This is a genomic window from Cellulophaga baltica (assembly GCF_018861125.1).
Classification (GTDB): domain Bacteria; phylum Bacteroidota; class Bacteroidia; order Flavobacteriales; family Flavobacteriaceae; genus Cellulophaga; species Cellulophaga baltica_A.
Map to the genome: position 1 here is coordinate 305,052 of NZ_JAHKQN010000005.1, position 15,941 is coordinate 320,992.

Annotated in this window: 13 protein-coding genes; 1 reads left to right on the forward strand and 12 read right to left on the reverse strand. The window is 31.6% G+C overall.

The genetic code is table 11. The features are described from left to right. Positions 1 to 2: 2 nt before the first annotated feature. The 6 genes from KO500_RS02085 to cyoE form a co-directional block, all read right to left on the reverse strand. On the reverse strand, positions 3 to 728 hold the full coding sequence (locus KO500_RS02085) for an SCO family protein (RefSeq protein ID WP_215954837.1): 726 nt from the start codon (positions 726 to 728) through the stop codon (positions 3 to 5). Next, the gene (locus KO500_RS02090) at positions 728 to 1,360 is read right to left on the reverse strand and encodes a hypothetical protein (RefSeq protein WP_215954838.1); all 633 of its coding nucleotides are present in this window, start codon (positions 1,358 to 1,360) and stop codon (positions 728 to 730) included. Before KO500_RS02090 ends, KO500_RS02085 begins: the two co-directional genes overlap by 1 nt. A gap of 104 nt (positions 1,361 to 1,464) precedes the next feature. After that, positions 1,465 to 1,848, reverse strand: coding sequence for a cytochrome C oxidase subunit IV family protein (locus KO500_RS02095; RefSeq protein WP_215954839.1), 384 nt, complete (start codon positions 1,846 to 1,848; stop codon positions 1,465 to 1,467). A 52-nt stretch (positions 1,849 to 1,900) separates the two neighbouring features. Further along, complete coding sequence (locus KO500_RS02100; RefSeq protein ID WP_215954840.1) at positions 1,901 to 2,875, reverse strand: cytochrome c oxidase subunit 3; 975 nt, start codon at positions 2,873 to 2,875, stop codon at positions 1,901 to 1,903. A 138-nt stretch (positions 2,876 to 3,013) separates the two neighbouring features. After that, a complete protein-coding gene (locus tag KO500_RS02105; protein ID WP_215954841.1) occupies positions 3,014 to 3,595 on the reverse strand; it encodes a cytochrome c oxidase subunit 3 in 582 nt (193 codons plus the stop codon). A gap of 7 nt (positions 3,596 to 3,602) precedes the next feature. After that, complete coding sequence (gene cyoE, locus KO500_RS02110; RefSeq protein ID WP_215954842.1) at positions 3,603 to 4,502, reverse strand: heme o synthase; 900 nt, start codon at positions 4,500 to 4,502, stop codon at positions 3,603 to 3,605. A gap of 127 nt (positions 4,503 to 4,629) precedes the next feature. Between cyoE and KO500_RS02115 the strand changes: the two genes are divergently transcribed. Beyond that, positions 4,630 to 5,526: an MBL fold metallo-hydrolase gene (locus KO500_RS02115; RefSeq protein ID WP_215954843.1), complete on the forward strand. Its 897-nt coding sequence runs from the start codon at positions 4,630 to 4,632 to the stop codon at positions 5,524 to 5,526. Between the two features lie 55 nt (positions 5,527 to 5,581). On the opposite strand, the gene KO500_RS02120 is transcribed toward KO500_RS02115, so the two are convergent. The 6 genes from KO500_RS02120 to ruvA form a co-directional block, all read right to left on the reverse strand. After that, positions 5,582 to 6,382: an energy transducer TonB gene (locus tag KO500_RS02120; RefSeq protein ID WP_215954844.1), complete on the reverse strand. Its 801-nt coding sequence runs from the start codon at positions 6,380 to 6,382 to the stop codon at positions 5,582 to 5,584. Positions 6,383 to 6,489: 107 nt separating this feature from the next. Further along, positions 6,490 to 7,209: an energy transducer TonB gene (locus KO500_RS02125; RefSeq protein ID WP_215954845.1), complete on the reverse strand. Its 720-nt coding sequence runs from the start codon at positions 7,207 to 7,209 to the stop codon at positions 6,490 to 6,492. Between the two features lie 60 nt (positions 7,210 to 7,269). Continuing rightward, positions 7,270 to 7,665 carry a VanZ family protein gene (locus tag KO500_RS02130; RefSeq protein WP_303487372.1) on the reverse strand — a complete coding sequence of 132 codons (396 nt, stop codon included), beginning with the start codon at positions 7,663 to 7,665 and terminating at the stop codon, positions 7,270 to 7,272. Further along, a complete protein-coding gene (gene gcvH, locus KO500_RS02135) occupies positions 7,658 to 8,038 on the reverse strand; it encodes a glycine cleavage system protein GcvH (protein ID WP_215954847.1) in 381 nt (126 codons plus the stop codon). Before gcvH ends, KO500_RS02130 begins: the two co-directional genes overlap by 8 nt. Positions 8,039 to 8,163: 125 nt before the next feature. Beyond that, positions 8,164 to 15,321 carry a cell surface protein SprA gene (sprA, locus tag KO500_RS02140; protein ID WP_215954848.1) on the reverse strand — a complete coding sequence of 2,386 codons (7,158 nt, stop codon included), beginning with the start codon at positions 15,319 to 15,321 and terminating at the stop codon, positions 8,164 to 8,166. Positions 15,322 to 15,326: 5 nt separating this feature from the next. Next, positions 15,327 to 15,908, reverse strand: coding sequence for a Holliday junction branch migration protein RuvA (gene ruvA, locus KO500_RS02145; RefSeq protein WP_215954849.1), 582 nt, complete (start codon positions 15,906 to 15,908; stop codon positions 15,327 to 15,329). Between the last annotated feature and the right edge of the window lie 33 nt (positions 15,909 to 15,941).

Below are 15,941 nucleotides of genomic sequence, written 5' to 3' on the forward strand. Positions count from 1 at the left end.
AATTATTCTTCAAGTAATTTTTTAATATCTTCTTTTAACTCTGTTATCTGTTCTTTTTCTCCTTGAGCATCTACACCGTCTTCAGGTGTTATATATCCACGATAAAAAATAATAGGATTACCAAATGCATCAACTCTTGAACGCAAGTAACCATCTTTATCAACTAATGCGAACATACCTGCATGCTCAAAACCACCTGGAGCATCAGGGTTAACACTAGCAAAAATATTAAATCCTTTATTAGCTAAATCATAAATAGCATTTGAATCACCTGTCATCAAATTCCAGTTTAGATTTGAAACCTCATAATTTTCAGCATACTCCTTTAAAACCATTGGTGTATCATATTCAGGGTTAATTGTAAATGATGCAACACCAAAATTACTAAAGTCTTTAAACTCCTCTTGTATTTGGACTAAATTCTGATTCATTATTGGGCAAATAGACGGACAGGTTGTAAAAAAGAATTCAACAACATATACTTTATTTCTATAATCAGCATTAGTAATTAATATACTATCTTGGTTAATGAAACCAAAACTAGGTACACTACTCTTTTTTCCGTCAATAATTAAATAAGATAAGTGTCCAGAATTATCTTTAACGTTCATTCTATCGTTTTCAACTACAGTACCACTATTGACTCTTTTTATAATTTTTGGAATAAAAATTATACCGAATACTAGTATGATAAATGAAACCCAAATGTATGTGTATTTATTCTTCATTAAATATCTCGTTCTGCATTATTCTTTTTCAAAGCCATACGGTACTCCGCCAAAATAATTCTCACATCGTCTATCATTTTATTAGATAGCTCAGCTACAGAAGTGGCATCAAAACCATAAACAGTTGTATGATCTTCTTCAGGATTTCGGCCTCTTAAAGAAACATCTTTATCTACAATAAAAACATAAGGCGTACTTAAATTTGCATCAAGTTCTAAGTCTGTTTTTAAACTAGCAAAAACAGTATTAATTTCAGCAGGTTCAAGAAAAACAAATTTCCATTTTTCAATAGATGCTAAACCAGCTAATTCAGTTTTTAAAACTTCAACATTCGCCTCAGTACCTTTTGGCATTAGCATTACAAACTGAAAATCATTGAACTGATGAAAATCTTTATAAATCTTTTGATTTAGATTTAAAGCGTTACCTTTTTTAAAATCTACATCAGCACCTAAAAAACCTAGAATTGTTATTTTATTTTTAAAAGTAACGACATCACTATAAGCACTAACATCTTGAACATTTTCGGTAACCACTGGAAGCTTGCCAAAATTATTAACTCCTGAAGCAAAAAAAAGATATGCCACAACAGGAAATATAAATAAGACAACTAGTACAAAGGTTTTTTTCATGATTTATTAAAAAATAATATACTGTTTTACAGTATTTTGCTCAAGTACAAAAATAAAAAAAGACGGTCGTAAAACCGTCTTTTTTAACTCTTAATTATTGATATTTAGAAGTTCCACTTCATAAAGCCAACTTTATAAACTTCATGAATATAATTTCCTTCTACTAATAAGATAAATGCCAAGTAAAGTACCAAGAAAATTGGTGTCCATACTATTGATCTTCTTAAAAATTTATTCTCATCGCGTAAGTGCATAAAATCCCAAGCGATATAATATGCTTTAACTAAAGTTAATATGATAAATATCCAGTTTAAAGGTTTCATACCTAAAACTATAGAGTCAACTAAAAATGCAGGTCTAACAATACCTAAAGCAACTTCAATTGCCGTTATAATTGACAAGAATATAAGTACACCCCATATTTTGCCAACGTTAGATTTAAACTTTAATAAACCTCTGAATATTTCTAATTTTTGTTCGTGTGCCATTGTGTTTATTTTTTAATCTTTTCGATATTCTGAAAAATGTAATGCTTAATTATTATACTAAGTAGAAGAATGTAAATACAAATACCCAAACTAAATCTACAAAGTGCCAGTATAAACCAACTTTCTCAACCATTTCATAACTACGTCTTTTTTCATACGTACCCACGATAACATTAAAGAAAATAACTATATTAATTACAATACCAGAAAATACGTGAAAACCGTGAAAACCAGTAATAAAGAAAAAGAAGTCAGCAAACAATCTACTTCCGTATTCATTATGAATTAAGTTTGCTCCTTCAACAACTTGTGAAGCGCTCATTAATTTTTTTAGTGACTCTTCTCTTGATAAAACTGTTTTATGACCATGCTCATTTATAGTCTCAGTTCTAACTAATAAATTAGAATTAGATTTAAAACCTTCAGCAACTTCATTTACAGTATATGTTGGCAATGTACCTTCTTTAGTAAACCAAATACCATTTTTTCTTTCATGAGCAGTTCTTTCAGATGCAATTTCTTTTGCAAAATCTGCAATTGCCACTTGATGTCCTGATTCTGCGTCAACAAATTGTAGTATTCTACCTCCTTTAGTTTCAACAGCACCGTAACTACCTTTTATAAAAGTACCCCATTCCCAAGCTTGAGAGCCAACGAATATAATACCTCCTATAATAGTCATAAACATATACCAGATAACTCTATTCTTTTGCATTTTATGACCAGCATCAACAGCCAAAACCATAGTTACTGATGACATAATTAATATAAATGTCATGAATGCTACATAATACATTGGAAAATTACCATGAAAAAAAGGAACGTGAGTAAAAACTTCATCAGCAATTGGCCATGTTTCCATAAATTTAAACCTTGAAAAGCCATATGCACATAGAAATCCTGAAAATGTTAATGCATCTGAAAGAATGAAAAACCACATCATCATTTTTCCATATGACGCATCAAGAGGTTGATTTGCTCCTCCCCATACATTTTGTTTCTCACCCGTTGTTACCGTAGTATCCATAAATATATTATCGCGTTAATAAATTTTACACAAATTTACATTTTTTTTACCCAAACAAAATAATTGCTTTTAAAAAAATGTCTTTATTTTTAAATATTTCTTAATTAATAAATATCTAACCTTTTTTAGTTGTTTTTATTACTTAAAAAAGTAGAAAAACAGCATTAAATACAACCAAAGCAAGTCTAAAAAGTGCCAAAATGTAGCACCTAATTCAATCCCAAGCGTATTTCCATTCTTATACTTTCCTCTTAATTGATTTATTAAAACCACAATTAATGAAATAATTCCTGCAATTACGTGAAGAATATGCACTGCCGCAATTAGAAATATATATGATGTTGTAACACTACTTGTTTCTCCTGTAAAGTAAAAACCTTGTGATGTAATACTTGAAAACCCTTTTACTTGAAAAAAGATAAAAGCGAAACCCATTAGTAAAGTTGCACTTAATAGTATTGTCGCTAAGGAATGTTTTTCTGTCTTAACTGCTTTTTTTGCTAAAATATAAGTTAAACTACTTATTATAAGTATTGATGTACTAACGTAAAATTCTGTAGGCAAACTGAAGTCAGACAACCAATCTTCTCTTGTACTACTTACAATATAAGCACTTGTCCAGCCAGCAAAAGTCATTAGCAAACTAACAATACCAAACCATAGCATCATTTTTTTTGCCCTTCCTTGCTTTTCTTTTATAGTTCCTTGTGTTAAATCCATTTCTCTATTATAAAAATTTATCTACAACATATACAATTGGCATTACACTAATATAAGTAACGCTCGCCAACATTAATTTTCTTGCGGACTGATTGTCTTTTTTCTCGTACAATTTAAACGCATACAGCAACATTATTAACCCCATAACAAAAACAATAACCGCCGCAGGTATTGATAATTGCAAAGAACCTGTAATACCAAAAGCTGGTATAATTGAAATCAAAATCATCCAAACTGTATACATAATAATTTGTAATGCTGTACTTCTATCTTTTTTACCTGTAGGTAACATTTTAAAACCTCCACGTTTGTAATCATCATCTAGCATCCAACCTAAAGCCCAAAAATGCGGAAATTGCCAAAAAAACTGAATCATAAAAAGTGTTCCTGGCTCAATACCAAATTCATTTGTAGCTGCAACCCAACCCAACATAAAAGGTATTGCACCCGGTATTGCACCAACAAAAACAGAAAGTGGTGTAATTGTTTTTAAAGGTGTATATGCACTTGTATACAAAAAAATTGAAATAGCACCAAACATTGCCGTTTTTGGATTCAAAAAATATAATGAAACCATCCCTAAAATTGTTAGTAAAACAGCAATTACCAAGGCTCTATTTACGGATACTCTACCAGCAGGAATAGGTCTATTTTTAGTTCTATTCATTAAAGCATCAAGATCTTTTTCGATAATTTGATTGTAAGTATTTGACGCTCCTACCATACAATAACCACCAAACGCAAGCAATAAAATAGGATATAGTTGAATTTCAGGTGCTCCTAACAAATAACCAGCAATAGCAGAGAAAACAACACTTATAGAAAGTCTCGCCTTAGTAATCTCTTTAAAATCAGCATAAACCAAAGCCCACGAAGTACTTTTTGCTGTGCTTACTGCAGTTTTCATTAAAAAATTTATTGGAGTGCAAAGATAACCCCAGAATGCTATTTGTGCAATGAAATTAGAATGTTTATACTATTTTTATAACTAAAAAAGATACAGTTAATTAATTACAAAACTTTAAAAAATGCATATGAAATTTTTAAAAATTTTACTGACACTAAACTTTTTATTCTTAGGTTTTTTAAAACTACAAGGACAAAATAAAAAAGTAGAAATAAAAACTGAAAAACTAACGGACAATATATATATGATTACTGGCCAAGGTGGCAATATTGGAGTTTTTATTGGTGAAGAAAAATTATTTATGATTGATGACCAGTTTGATCATTTGAGCGAACAATTAAAAGAATGTATTAGTAAACTGAGCAACAAACCACTTTCAATACTATTCAACACCCATATGCACGGTGATCACACTGGAGGAAACGCTAATTTTAATTCAGATAAAGTAACACTTGTTGCTCATGATAATGTAAGAAAAAGAGTTAAAACAAATAATCTTGAAAAACTAAGAGAAAAGAAAATTGATACAAATTATTTTACTAGAATGTTACCTGAAATAACATTTTCTAATGACATTACTTTTTATGATGGTGATGAAACCATAATGGCTTTTCACGTTCATAATGCACATACTGATGGTGATGCTATTGTTTATTTTATGAACAACAATGTACTTCATATGGGCGACACCTATTTTTCAAAACGATATCCGTTTATTGATTTAAAAAGTGGCGGTAGCGTTGACGGGTATATAGATGCTCACAAAAAAGTCTTGTTACTTATTAATGATGAAACTAAAATTATACCAGGTCACGGAAAATCGTCTGACAAAAAAGAACTTCAAGAATATGTTTTAATGTTAGAAGATTTAAAAGCAAATACTTTAAAAGCTATTGCCGAAGGCAAATCACTAGAAGAAGTACAAAACAGCAAAACCATATCAAGCAAATACGATGCGACTCATGGCAATGGTTTTATAAACCCTGAAAAATTAAGGACTACATTTTACACCAGTTTAAAATAAAAAAAATCCCTTATAATGTTCAGTCACTATAAGGGATTTTTTTTAAAATAGAAATCTACTGCAATTTAAAAACAATTGGTAAACTAAATGAAACTTTCACTGGTTCCATTCGTTGCATTCCAGGTTTCATTTTTGGCAATTTACTAATTATACGAGAAGCTTCTTTTTCTAATATTTTTGAAGGGCCTCTTAATTTCACATCTTCAATATCCCCTTGTGTTCCGATGGTAAACATTACAGAAACTCTGCCCTGCTCTCGCATTTCAATAGCAGCACTAGGGTACCGAAAATTCTTTTTCACATGCTTTTTCATCTTTTCTTCAAAACATGCGCCTCGTTCAGATTTTTTTACTTTTTCACAGCCTGGAAAAATTGGAACATCTTCTAAAGCAATAAAAGGAATAACTGGTACTTCATCATTAGGATCTTCTGCAACTTTTACATCACTAATTTTCAAGACATGTGCCTCTTCTTTTGGCTCATTTTTAAACTCCTTTTCTAATTCTACAAAATCATCAGGTACAACCTCAAAGGTCTCAGTTGGTTTTGCTTTTTGTACTTTTTCAACAGCTACTGTTTTCTCTACTTCAAAATTATAAATTTCTGGATGAATCTCGTAGGTCTCAGTAAGATCAACATCGTTAGTTGCTATTGCAGGTTTTAAAGAATTAAAACCCAATTCTAAGCCAAAATAAACGAGTAGCATAGCAACAATCAAACCTATTTGAAAATAGATAAAACTGTTTTTTTGTAAATTTGCATCGTGTTTACTCCCTTTTGAGTAAACAACGTGTGACGTTTCACTGCTATTCTCATTGCCGTGAGAATTTGCAGTACTTGTGGTACTTTTTTTCATAATAGTAAAATTTTATGTTTGTTACTATTTTGTTAAAACACAAGAAACGTACCAAAAAAAAATCCCGAACAATGTTCGGGATTTTTAATATATAAAAAATAAATTTTTTACTGTAATTTGAATGTAATTGGAATACTAAAAGGTACTCTTACAGCTCTACCTCTTTGTTTACCAGGTGTCATTTTAGGAAGCTTATCAATAATTCTTCTTGCTTCAGCCTCTAAGTTTTTATCTGGCCCACGCATTCTAATTCCTCCGATACTTCCATCTTTTTGAATAACGAACATTACGTTTACTTTACCTTGAACTCCCATTTCTTGAGAAATTTCAGGATATCTAAAGTTTTTACTAATGTGCTTATACATCATTTTCTGAAAACACTGTCTTAAAGCATTAGAACCTTTACTCTTTTCTTTTTCACAACCTGGAAAAATTGGAACATCTTCAATAACAGAAAAAGGAATATCTAAATCTTCCTCAACTTCAGCAACCTCAATTTCTTCAACTTCAGCAACTACTTCATCTTCGTTAGATTCTGTATCTTCAATAATTGTTTCAGGAACATCCGCTTCATCTTCAACTACTTCAATAATCTCCGGTGCAACTGGTGGCGGTGGTGGTGGTGGTGTTTTAATTTGTTCAGTCATTGGAACTTCTTCGTCCAATAAATCATCTACACTTTGAGAAATGTCATAATCAATAACATCATCATATTTTTTGTATTCTAATGCACGCCAAGTTAAAAACATAACTAGAGCTAAACCTGCAGCAAAAAACAAACCACTATTTCTTGAAATATCCGCTTTCGGATTCTTTTTTAATTCCATGATTCAAATTTTATTGTGAGCTAATTTAATTATTTATTTATAAAAAAGGTAATATTTTTTTCATTTTTGAGAAAGTACCCCTAAAATAAGGTACTTCATTGCTACAAACCCACTAATTGCACCAATACTATTCGCTAAAAAGTCTAATACATCACCATGTCTATCAGTTGTAAAATTATATTGCAATACCTCAACAACCATACCATAAACTACTGCCACAATCATCATTATAAATGTAGCTTTAAGTAATACTGTTTTTTCTCGTCTTAATTCATTTAAAAAAAAACCTCCTAATATTGTTGAAACGAGATAAAAGGTGAAATGAACTAATTTATCAAAATGTGGAATATTAATATTAATGCCGCCAGTAGTATCAGGAACAGAACCCAGGCTTAGATAGGTAATGAACACCATCCAGCAAAAATACAGTATGGCAAACTTATAGTTTTTAAGCACCAATCAACTCCTTATAAGCCTCATCGCTTAACAGACCTTCTATTTCAGAAGTATCGCTAATTTTCAACTTAATCATCCAACCTTTACCATAAGGATCAGAATTAACATCTTCAGGAGCATCTTCTAAATCTTCATTGAAAGCTACGATTTCGCCAGTCAAAGGCAAAAATAAGTCTGAAACTGTTTTTACTGCTTCAACAGTACCAAATACTTCATCTTTATCAAGAGTTTCATCTAAAGTTTCAACTTCTACATAAACAATATCACCTAATTCGCTTTGTGCAAAATCTGTAATACCAATAGTTGCAGTATCACCTTCAATTTTAACCCACTCGTGATCTTTTGTATATTTTAATTCTGATGGTATATTCATAGCTTAATTTTCTTATAAGTTAAAAACAAATGTAAAATATTAATGTTAGCTATTCAAGAAAAATAAAAAAGGTAGCTAAACCTTAACAGTTTGCTACCTTTATTCTATTTTTTACAGGAAAAAAATTAATTTCCAAAGTTATATATAATTGTAAAACCTGAGTTTATTGTTGTTTGAGGGTATGCTGTAGAAACTGCATATTTAGAATAAGAGTGATCGTAAAAGAATGTTGCGCTTAAATTTTTACTTAACGCATAATCCATACTATATTTTAAAGAGAATAAATCTTGACCAGAAGTTATCTCATTATTTTCAATATCTAAACTTCTAATGTAAGTTACATTATTACGTAACGTACCATCAATCTTAATATTTAAATCACCTTTTAATCTCGTTTTTTGGCCTCCAATATTAGTTACCATTTGAACATCTTTAAATCGATACCCTAACCCTACGGTATAATCTTTACCGTTAATCTCAGTGAGAAGGCTATTATCAAAACTTAATGACAATGTTCTATTCGTACTAATTTCGGCTAAAACACTTAGTGAGTTTTTCATTTCAAAATCAACCTTTATTAACGGATTAAATTGATCTGTTAATACGATATTACTAATAGTATTATCTGGTAATATATCAAGCGTTTCCGAATCAACAGGATCTAAACCTTCATTAATTAATTGAACCTTGGTTAAGTTAGTTTGATATGAGTTAATACTATAAGCCGCTCTATAACCATGAGAAACTGAAAAACGTTTAAACTTTTTCTTAAACCACTTTTTATCCATTAAGCCTGTATACTTCAAACTCCAATTAGGAAGTGGAATACTTCGCATTTCATCAAGATTTACATTTTCAGCACTTTGTCCTGTATACGCTGCAAAAAATGCTGGTAACAAAACAGCCTGATTAGATTTACTATACTGCTCCGGAAAACCATCATCATCTAAAGTACCTGAAGTTTGATTATTTTCTTCTAAAAGTCTATTAGCAATAATAAGTCTATTATTTTTTAGAGTCTCGAAAGTTTCCGATCTAGCTTCATCACTTTTCTTAAGTGCCGTACTAATCATTATCGTAGAAATACTAAAATTACCATAGTCGTTACCAATCAACTCTTCATACTCAAAAGTATTATCACCTAAATCATTAACAGTAAAAGTCTCTTCATAGCTATTTGACAATTGTCTATCTGCAGATAAATCAATTGTTAAGTTTTTCACAGGCTGTAATGTTGCCGTAATATTTAATTGTTTATTTACATTTTTAATAAACTCATCATTAAAATCTGTGAATGTTGTTAACCAACCATTTCTAGCAGCTTCATATCTAATATCTGAATTTTGTGACCCAAAAACATATGCTGATGATGGTTTTGTTGTACCAATAAAACCAACAGACTGTGTATAACCCGGCAAAACAATACCTCCACTTTGGTTATACGTAAAGTTTATTCTTTTTACCATAGTCGCAATATCAACAAATGTATTAAATAAAGGGCTCGTTTTACTTTCAACGTCCTCTTTGCCTTTTCCTTTAGTATTTGTTACACTTTTGGAAGCACTACCCTTACTAGATTTTGACCTAGAATTACTTTTTACCTTTTTTAAGCCAATTAAATCATACAATTTTTGCATGTTCATATTTGAAGATAAAGTATGCGTGTTTGCATTCTGAACCGTATTTAGGTTTTCTCCTGCCGCCTCGTTTAATGCATCTCCACCTCTTTCCCAATCAAAATTACTTGTATATGTATATTGCCCCGTAATAAACTCTAATGCTGGCATTAATTTAAACGGCAAATCATAATTTAATTGCAATTGTTGCGCATACGTATTAGGCTCTCCTAAATCCCAGAAACCATCCCAAATACCTAGCTCTGAATTAATTTCTGATGCCGTATTACCATCTTCTTCATAATAATTACGAATAATATTATTATTCGAACCTTGAAGATTTGCTGTCAACGATTTTGTTAAGGTATAGTTTAAAGAATATTGCCAGTTAAATAAATAATTACGTTGTTGCAATAAAGGTAAATCTAAAGACTCAACACCTGCCTCTAAAACATCTCTATAGCGTTGTTGATTAAAACTTCTATTTATTGTTGAGTTTAAAGACACTGTTGTTGGCAGCAAATTTAGATTCAACTCTTTAAGCCACCTCCAATAATCACCTGTAAACAACGAATCTTTTTTAGCAAAAGGTTCTACCGTAACAGGTTTAAAACTGTGATTATACACAAAACCTGTTGAAACATCTTGCTCTTTTAAATCTTCATACTCAAAATCATGATAATTAGTTTCATTGTAAGAATAGTTAAACGTGAAATTTTCAATATCGTAGAAATTCTCCTTAGCTTTTTCTGACCTATTTTTACGAACACCTATAAAATTAATACTTGTTCTTTTTGTGTATTCTTGAGCTTGTTCTAAAATCTCATCTTTTTCATCTTGAGTAGATGCCGCAGCAATTCTATCAGATAACTTTAGATCTTCATAAACTGGATCATATTCCGGAGTAACCATTTCTTCTGAAATCTCGTAATTAAATGGCAATTCAATTCCCCATTTATTAGGAAGTAATTGACCTAAATTAAGGTTAGTTACAACATTATAAGAAGAGACATCTTCCAATGATCTTTCAGTAGTTGTCTGATCAATAGACCCAAAACCAACTGTACTATGTGAACCAGAAGCTGAAACTGTTGCAAAATCTGCCACATTTAAATCTAACGCTGCAATTGCAGCCCAACCACCAGTTTGATCAATACCTGCTAAACGCAATTCATTAAACCAAATTTCACCACTAGCATTTTCATCATCAATGTTTTTTACACCAATCATTAAACTCTCAATACTACCCAATGACGGGTTACCTTTTATTCCTATTCTTGGAACACCATCTGTTCTATCTGCAAACTCATCAACAGAAACTGCTTCTCCATCCACAACTTCATAATAATTAACATCGCCTAATGACTCGTTTAGTATACCCGCTGATTTCACCACACTTAGATCCGACAAGGCAATAGTTAACTCATTCAAATCTGGCCAAACCTCTTCATCTAAAGTTGAGTCATAAGATGAGAATTGCAATGGAATTTCAATATGATAAAAGTTTTCTGAAAAATCAGTACCCACCCTTATAAAACCAACTAATGGCGTTTCACCATCTAAGTAATCAGAATCTAAAATCTCCTCAGCATGAATAAACATTTTTAACTCTTCATACTGCCTAATATCAATATTTACATTTTTATAAACTGCTCTTGAGTCTTCAGGCTCTAAATTCTCAACAATAAAAGATAATGACTGTTCATTTTGATCTACAATAGTATTGTTACTATTTATTTGTTCACGCTCAACTCCTGGAGGTAACACATAAGGTATTGGTGTTTTTGAACTATTTTCTTCTATACTTACCGTACTAATCTCAACTGTAGTACCATCATCTTCATTGTTATCATCAACATCTGGTTGTAATGAACTTGAATAACTACGCCAATCTCCTCTAATTAAATCTAAGGTTGCTAAACGTAAGGTTACATCACTAGTAAAACCAGTTAAGTACAAACGCATAAAACTCATTGATCTAAAATCGGTAATTCCACCAATTGCATCTGTAAAATCAGATAACGGAATTTTGTATTGAATCCAACGACTACCTACAATACTACCATCAGGAATTGTAGTTCCTGATATTTCATTCTCTATAATATCGGCAACATACTCGTCATTAATAGTAATATTTGAACTAATAGGAATACGGTATTCATAATAACTATTAATCGTATTCATTGTTAAATCCCTATCAATATCTTCAACGTCTGGCAATGTTGTAGAACCTCTATCAGTATCAGTAACATCAACAGGCGAGTTACCTTCAAGGTTGTTATAGTCATAGTAACGCTCAGGAATACTACCATCAATATTTAAGTAATACTCATAATTATCTAATGCAGGGTCATTACCTGTATTGTTTGTAAATATTGAAGCTTCACTACTATCAGATAAACCATCATAACCAACATCTTGCAAAGCTCTATTGTTTTCATCAACGTCAAAAGCATAAACTAATGCAGATGTAGTTGGCACTTGCCCCCATGAAGTTTCTGTAACTAAATCACTACTATCAGTCCCCGGTAAACCGTTTTCGTATTGCTTTTTTCCATCCTTTAAAACATCTTCAGATATATTACCAATATTAATAACAAATTCTCCAGGACTTGTTGCTTCACCATCAAAATAAGGGTCTAACACCCAAAACTCAATATATTCCACATTTGATTGCTCAAAATCAGTTGTAGTTAAAGGTCGCATAATACCACCCCATTTATCAGTCGCTTGTTCTGAATCAAATGTAGGGTTATTATTATATGGTCCTTTTTCATTAGGATAATATGCGATATCTAATGTAGTTTGCACCGTTGTTTCACCAACAGCAAGTTCAGTCTCAGGAAAAACCTCATCAACATATATTCTTCTTGTTGTATTTGTTGATACATCACTATCTGTGATATCTGAGGGTCTTTGCGAAGTATAAAAGATTGGATCAATAGTATACCAAGCCATCTTTGCTCTCCCATACCCATTCTCTAAATTTGCAGGATCTGTTGTTGACGCTCCATAAAGCGAACCATTATTTCCGAACTCAAGTGGTGTACTCGCTAAATACCAACCAGATGCCGCCTGAATATCTATTGAAGATTCTGAACCTTCAAAATCATCAATATATGTAGTAGTTTCACCATCAAAATCATCACTACTTGGTGTACCTGGCAACAAGAAAGCAATTTCACCTCTTACCGATAAGTTAGAAGGAACATCAGTATCAATATTTGGTAATTTATTTACTAAACGCGTTAAAAATGGCAACTCAGTTGAATAGTTTGTATTTAAACCAAACATGGTATTATTTACCGATTCTGACCCGTAATTTGTTTTTTGTGTTTGTGGTTTTTGGCTAAAGTTTAATAATGTTGCTCCAATTAAAAAATCTTTACTCACTTGGTGCTCAACATTTACACCTGCAAACGTCTGTGTTTGTTGTCCGAAAGTTGCTGAATCTTCTACAGATATTGTAATTGGTGTATCAGAAGCTTGTAATGAAGGGTCAATTATCTGCACCGTTCCTGCCGTGTAATTTACAGTATAATCAATACCTTCGGTTAAAACTCTACCATTTGTTGACACCGTAACAGAACCTTGAGCAACATTAAACGCACCAATGGATATACCACTACTACTATCAGATTTATAGCTACCACTTAATTCAAATTTATCTTTTTCTGTATCTTCAAGTGCATCTGCCTGGGTAGAAGCATACATATTTCTAAACACATACTTTTTTTGATTATCATTATACCCTTGGTCATTATCTAAATCATAAACACCACCACCAAGCAAATCAAATAAATACTCACCAAAAGGCTCTACTTTCGTAAAAATTATACGTCCCCTTGTAGCATCAACTGTAATGCCTTCATAAAAATCAAAAAAACCATCACCACCAGTTTGCACATCACCATAAGTATTTAACCTATCAAAATGAAATGCCTCTAATAATATACGTTCTTCTAACCCTGTTGGCCAACCAACATCATTTACTTTAGTTATATAGTTTCTTGATGTAGGATCAGAATATAAAATATTAAATGTAAAATCATCTTCACTCATTGAATATGCTCCAGTAGAGTATATGTTTTTCATCATCAAATCCCAGATAGGATCTGAAACTGTAGTAACACTACTTTTTAACAACTTTAATACTAACGCATTACTCGTTGAAGATGTTGACGTTGCTTCTACTTGATTTGCAAATTCACCCACTTGGTATACTTGCCCCCTATATGTATATTGAAATGCGACAGCTAAAACTTCATCGCTGCCTAACTGCTGACTCAAAGATATATAACCTAATTGCTCGTCATATTCATAATCTGTACCACTAGTAAGTTTTCTAGCGTTTTCAAGAATTGAATAATCAAAACCTTGATTTACTTGATACCCCGAAGAAATACTAAAACCAGCTTCAACCGTTGAAACATCTCTAATTGAAGATGTTAAAACACCACCACTATTAATTAAATCTGGAGAATAATCATTAGCATCATTATCAGGTAAATCACCTGAGGAAGAGGTGTTGAAAAAACCCGCCGGATTACCATTCATTTGCCCAATTCTAGTGTTTTCAGACTCTGCTTCACCTAAATCTTGAATTGCAACAATATTTCTAACATTATCTGTTTCTTGAATTTTGTTAGTTACCCAAACTTCAATAGCTGTAATTTGAACATTACTATTTATATAAGGATAATTCTCAAGTGCATCATCATAATTATCTCTAAAATACTGTGATAAGAAAAAGTGCTTATCATCATCATAATCTAAAGCAGATAAAGAAAATTCACTTACAGTACTACCACCTTCCGCAACTACTGATGTAGTTTGCGATTGCTGGTTTGAATAAACTGCAGTAACCGTAGTTTTGCCAAATTGCAATTCTGTTTTGACACCAAATAAACTTTGTGAACCTTGAATTAATGAACTATTCAATGGCATACTCACATTACCTATTTCAATTTTTTGAAGGATATCATCTTCATTAGGCGTGTATTCTAATTTTACTATATTCTGAAAATCAAAAGTAGCCTCAGTATCATAATTGGCATTAACCTCGAGTTTTTCTCCTATTTTACCTAACAAACTCAAACTAATACGTTGATCAAAATCAAAAGATAAATTAGTTCTGTTTCTTGGTGATAATGAAGGGTTGTCATTTTTTTGCCAAATAACACCTAAATCCATTGCTACAGAACCCTGTGGAATAACTTCAATAGTGTTCCCGCCAAAAATAGACTCAAAAAAACTATTATTTACATAAAAGTTAGGAAGTAAATTTTTTCTAGCCTCTTCACTTCCTTCTTTTTTACCTGTGTAGGCATCCATCTTATCTTTAAAATAAGACTTCATATTTTCTTTACGGACTAATTCTTGATATTGTTCAGGAGTTAAAATTACAGGATAACTAATATCAAAATCTCCAACTGTTTCTGTATAAACATAACTATCCAAAGCAGGATCGTATGTATATTTTGAAACAATACTATTTGGGTTATTCATTCTCAAACGACCAAGAGTATACCCTGTTTTCACAGAATCCGTTTCTTGCTCATTAGTATCTTGCGCATTTGTTACTTGCGTAAAACCCAATAAAATACTAAATACAACGAGTAGCTTAAACCCTTTGTATTTAAGTGAAATTTTTGCCCTATTTTTCAAACTTATTACAAATTTTTAAGCGAAAGCTTAATGATGTCTTCCACACTTAGTGAAGCATCTTGGCTTAAAACTTTGTCGACAATCTTTTCAGATTGTTTACGCATAAAACCAAGAACCTCTAAAGCAGATAACGCTTCATCTTTATTTGTATTGTTTGAAATTGCCGAAACTTCATCAATATCGTATATTTTTAAAACTTTATCCTTTAAATCAAGAATCACCCTTTGTGCTGTTTTTGCCCCAATACCTTTCACAGATTGTATTGCCGCAACATTACCCGTTGCAATTGCATCTCTTACCTGCAATGGAGACATTGATGATAACATTGTTCTAGCTGTACTCGACCCTATACCAGACACTGATAATAATAATCTAAAAATTTCTCTTTCTGATTTTTCAAAGAAACCAAATAAGCTATGAGAATCTTCTTTTATTTGAAGATGCGTAAACAATTGTATACTCTCAGAATCTGTAATATTTGAAAATGTATGCAATGAGATATTCACAAAATAACCCACGCCATTACAATCAATTACCACGTGTGTTGGGTTTTTCTCTGCTAATTTACCTTTCAGGTGGTGTATCATAATTTTAAAATTTGAATTGTTAATTGATTATAA

Coding starts and splice junctions, on each gene's coding strand:
- KO500_RS02120 (WP_215954844.1), bottom strand. CDS start 6,382: ATGAAAAAAAGTACCACAAGTACTGCAAATTCTCACGGCAATGAGAAT.
- KO500_RS02125 (WP_215954845.1), bottom strand. CDS start 7,209: ATGGAATTAAAAAAGAATCCGAAAGCGGATATTTCAAGAAATAGTGGT.
- gcvH (WP_215954847.1), bottom strand. CDS start 8,038: ATGAATATACCATCAGAATTAAAATATACAAAAGATCACGAGTGGGTT.
- KO500_RS02115 (WP_215954843.1), top strand. CDS start 4,630: ATGAAATTTTTAAAAATTTTACTGACACTAAACTTTTTATTCTTAGGT.
- KO500_RS02105 (WP_215954841.1), bottom strand. CDS start 3,595: ATGGATTTAACACAAGGAACTATAAAAGAAAAGCAAGGAAGGGCAAAA.
- KO500_RS02095 (WP_215954839.1), bottom strand. CDS start 1,848: ATGGCACACGAACAAAAATTAGAAATATTCAGAGGTTTATTAAAGTTT.
- KO500_RS02100 (WP_215954840.1), bottom strand. CDS start 2,875: ATGGATACTACGGTAACAACGGGTGAGAAACAAAATGTATGGGGAGGA.
- cyoE (WP_215954842.1), bottom strand. CDS start 4,502: ATGAAAACTGCAGTAAGCACAGCAAAAAGTACTTCGTGGGCTTTGGTT.
- KO500_RS02085 (WP_215954837.1), bottom strand. CDS start 728: ATGAAGAATAAATACACATACATTTGGGTTTCATTTATCATACTAGTA.
- ruvA (WP_215954849.1), bottom strand. CDS start 15,908: ATGATACACCACCTGAAAGGTAAATTAGCAGAGAAAAACCCAACACAC.
- KO500_RS02090 (WP_215954838.1), bottom strand. CDS start 1,360: ATGAAAAAAACCTTTGTACTAGTTGTCTTATTTATATTTCCTGTTGTG.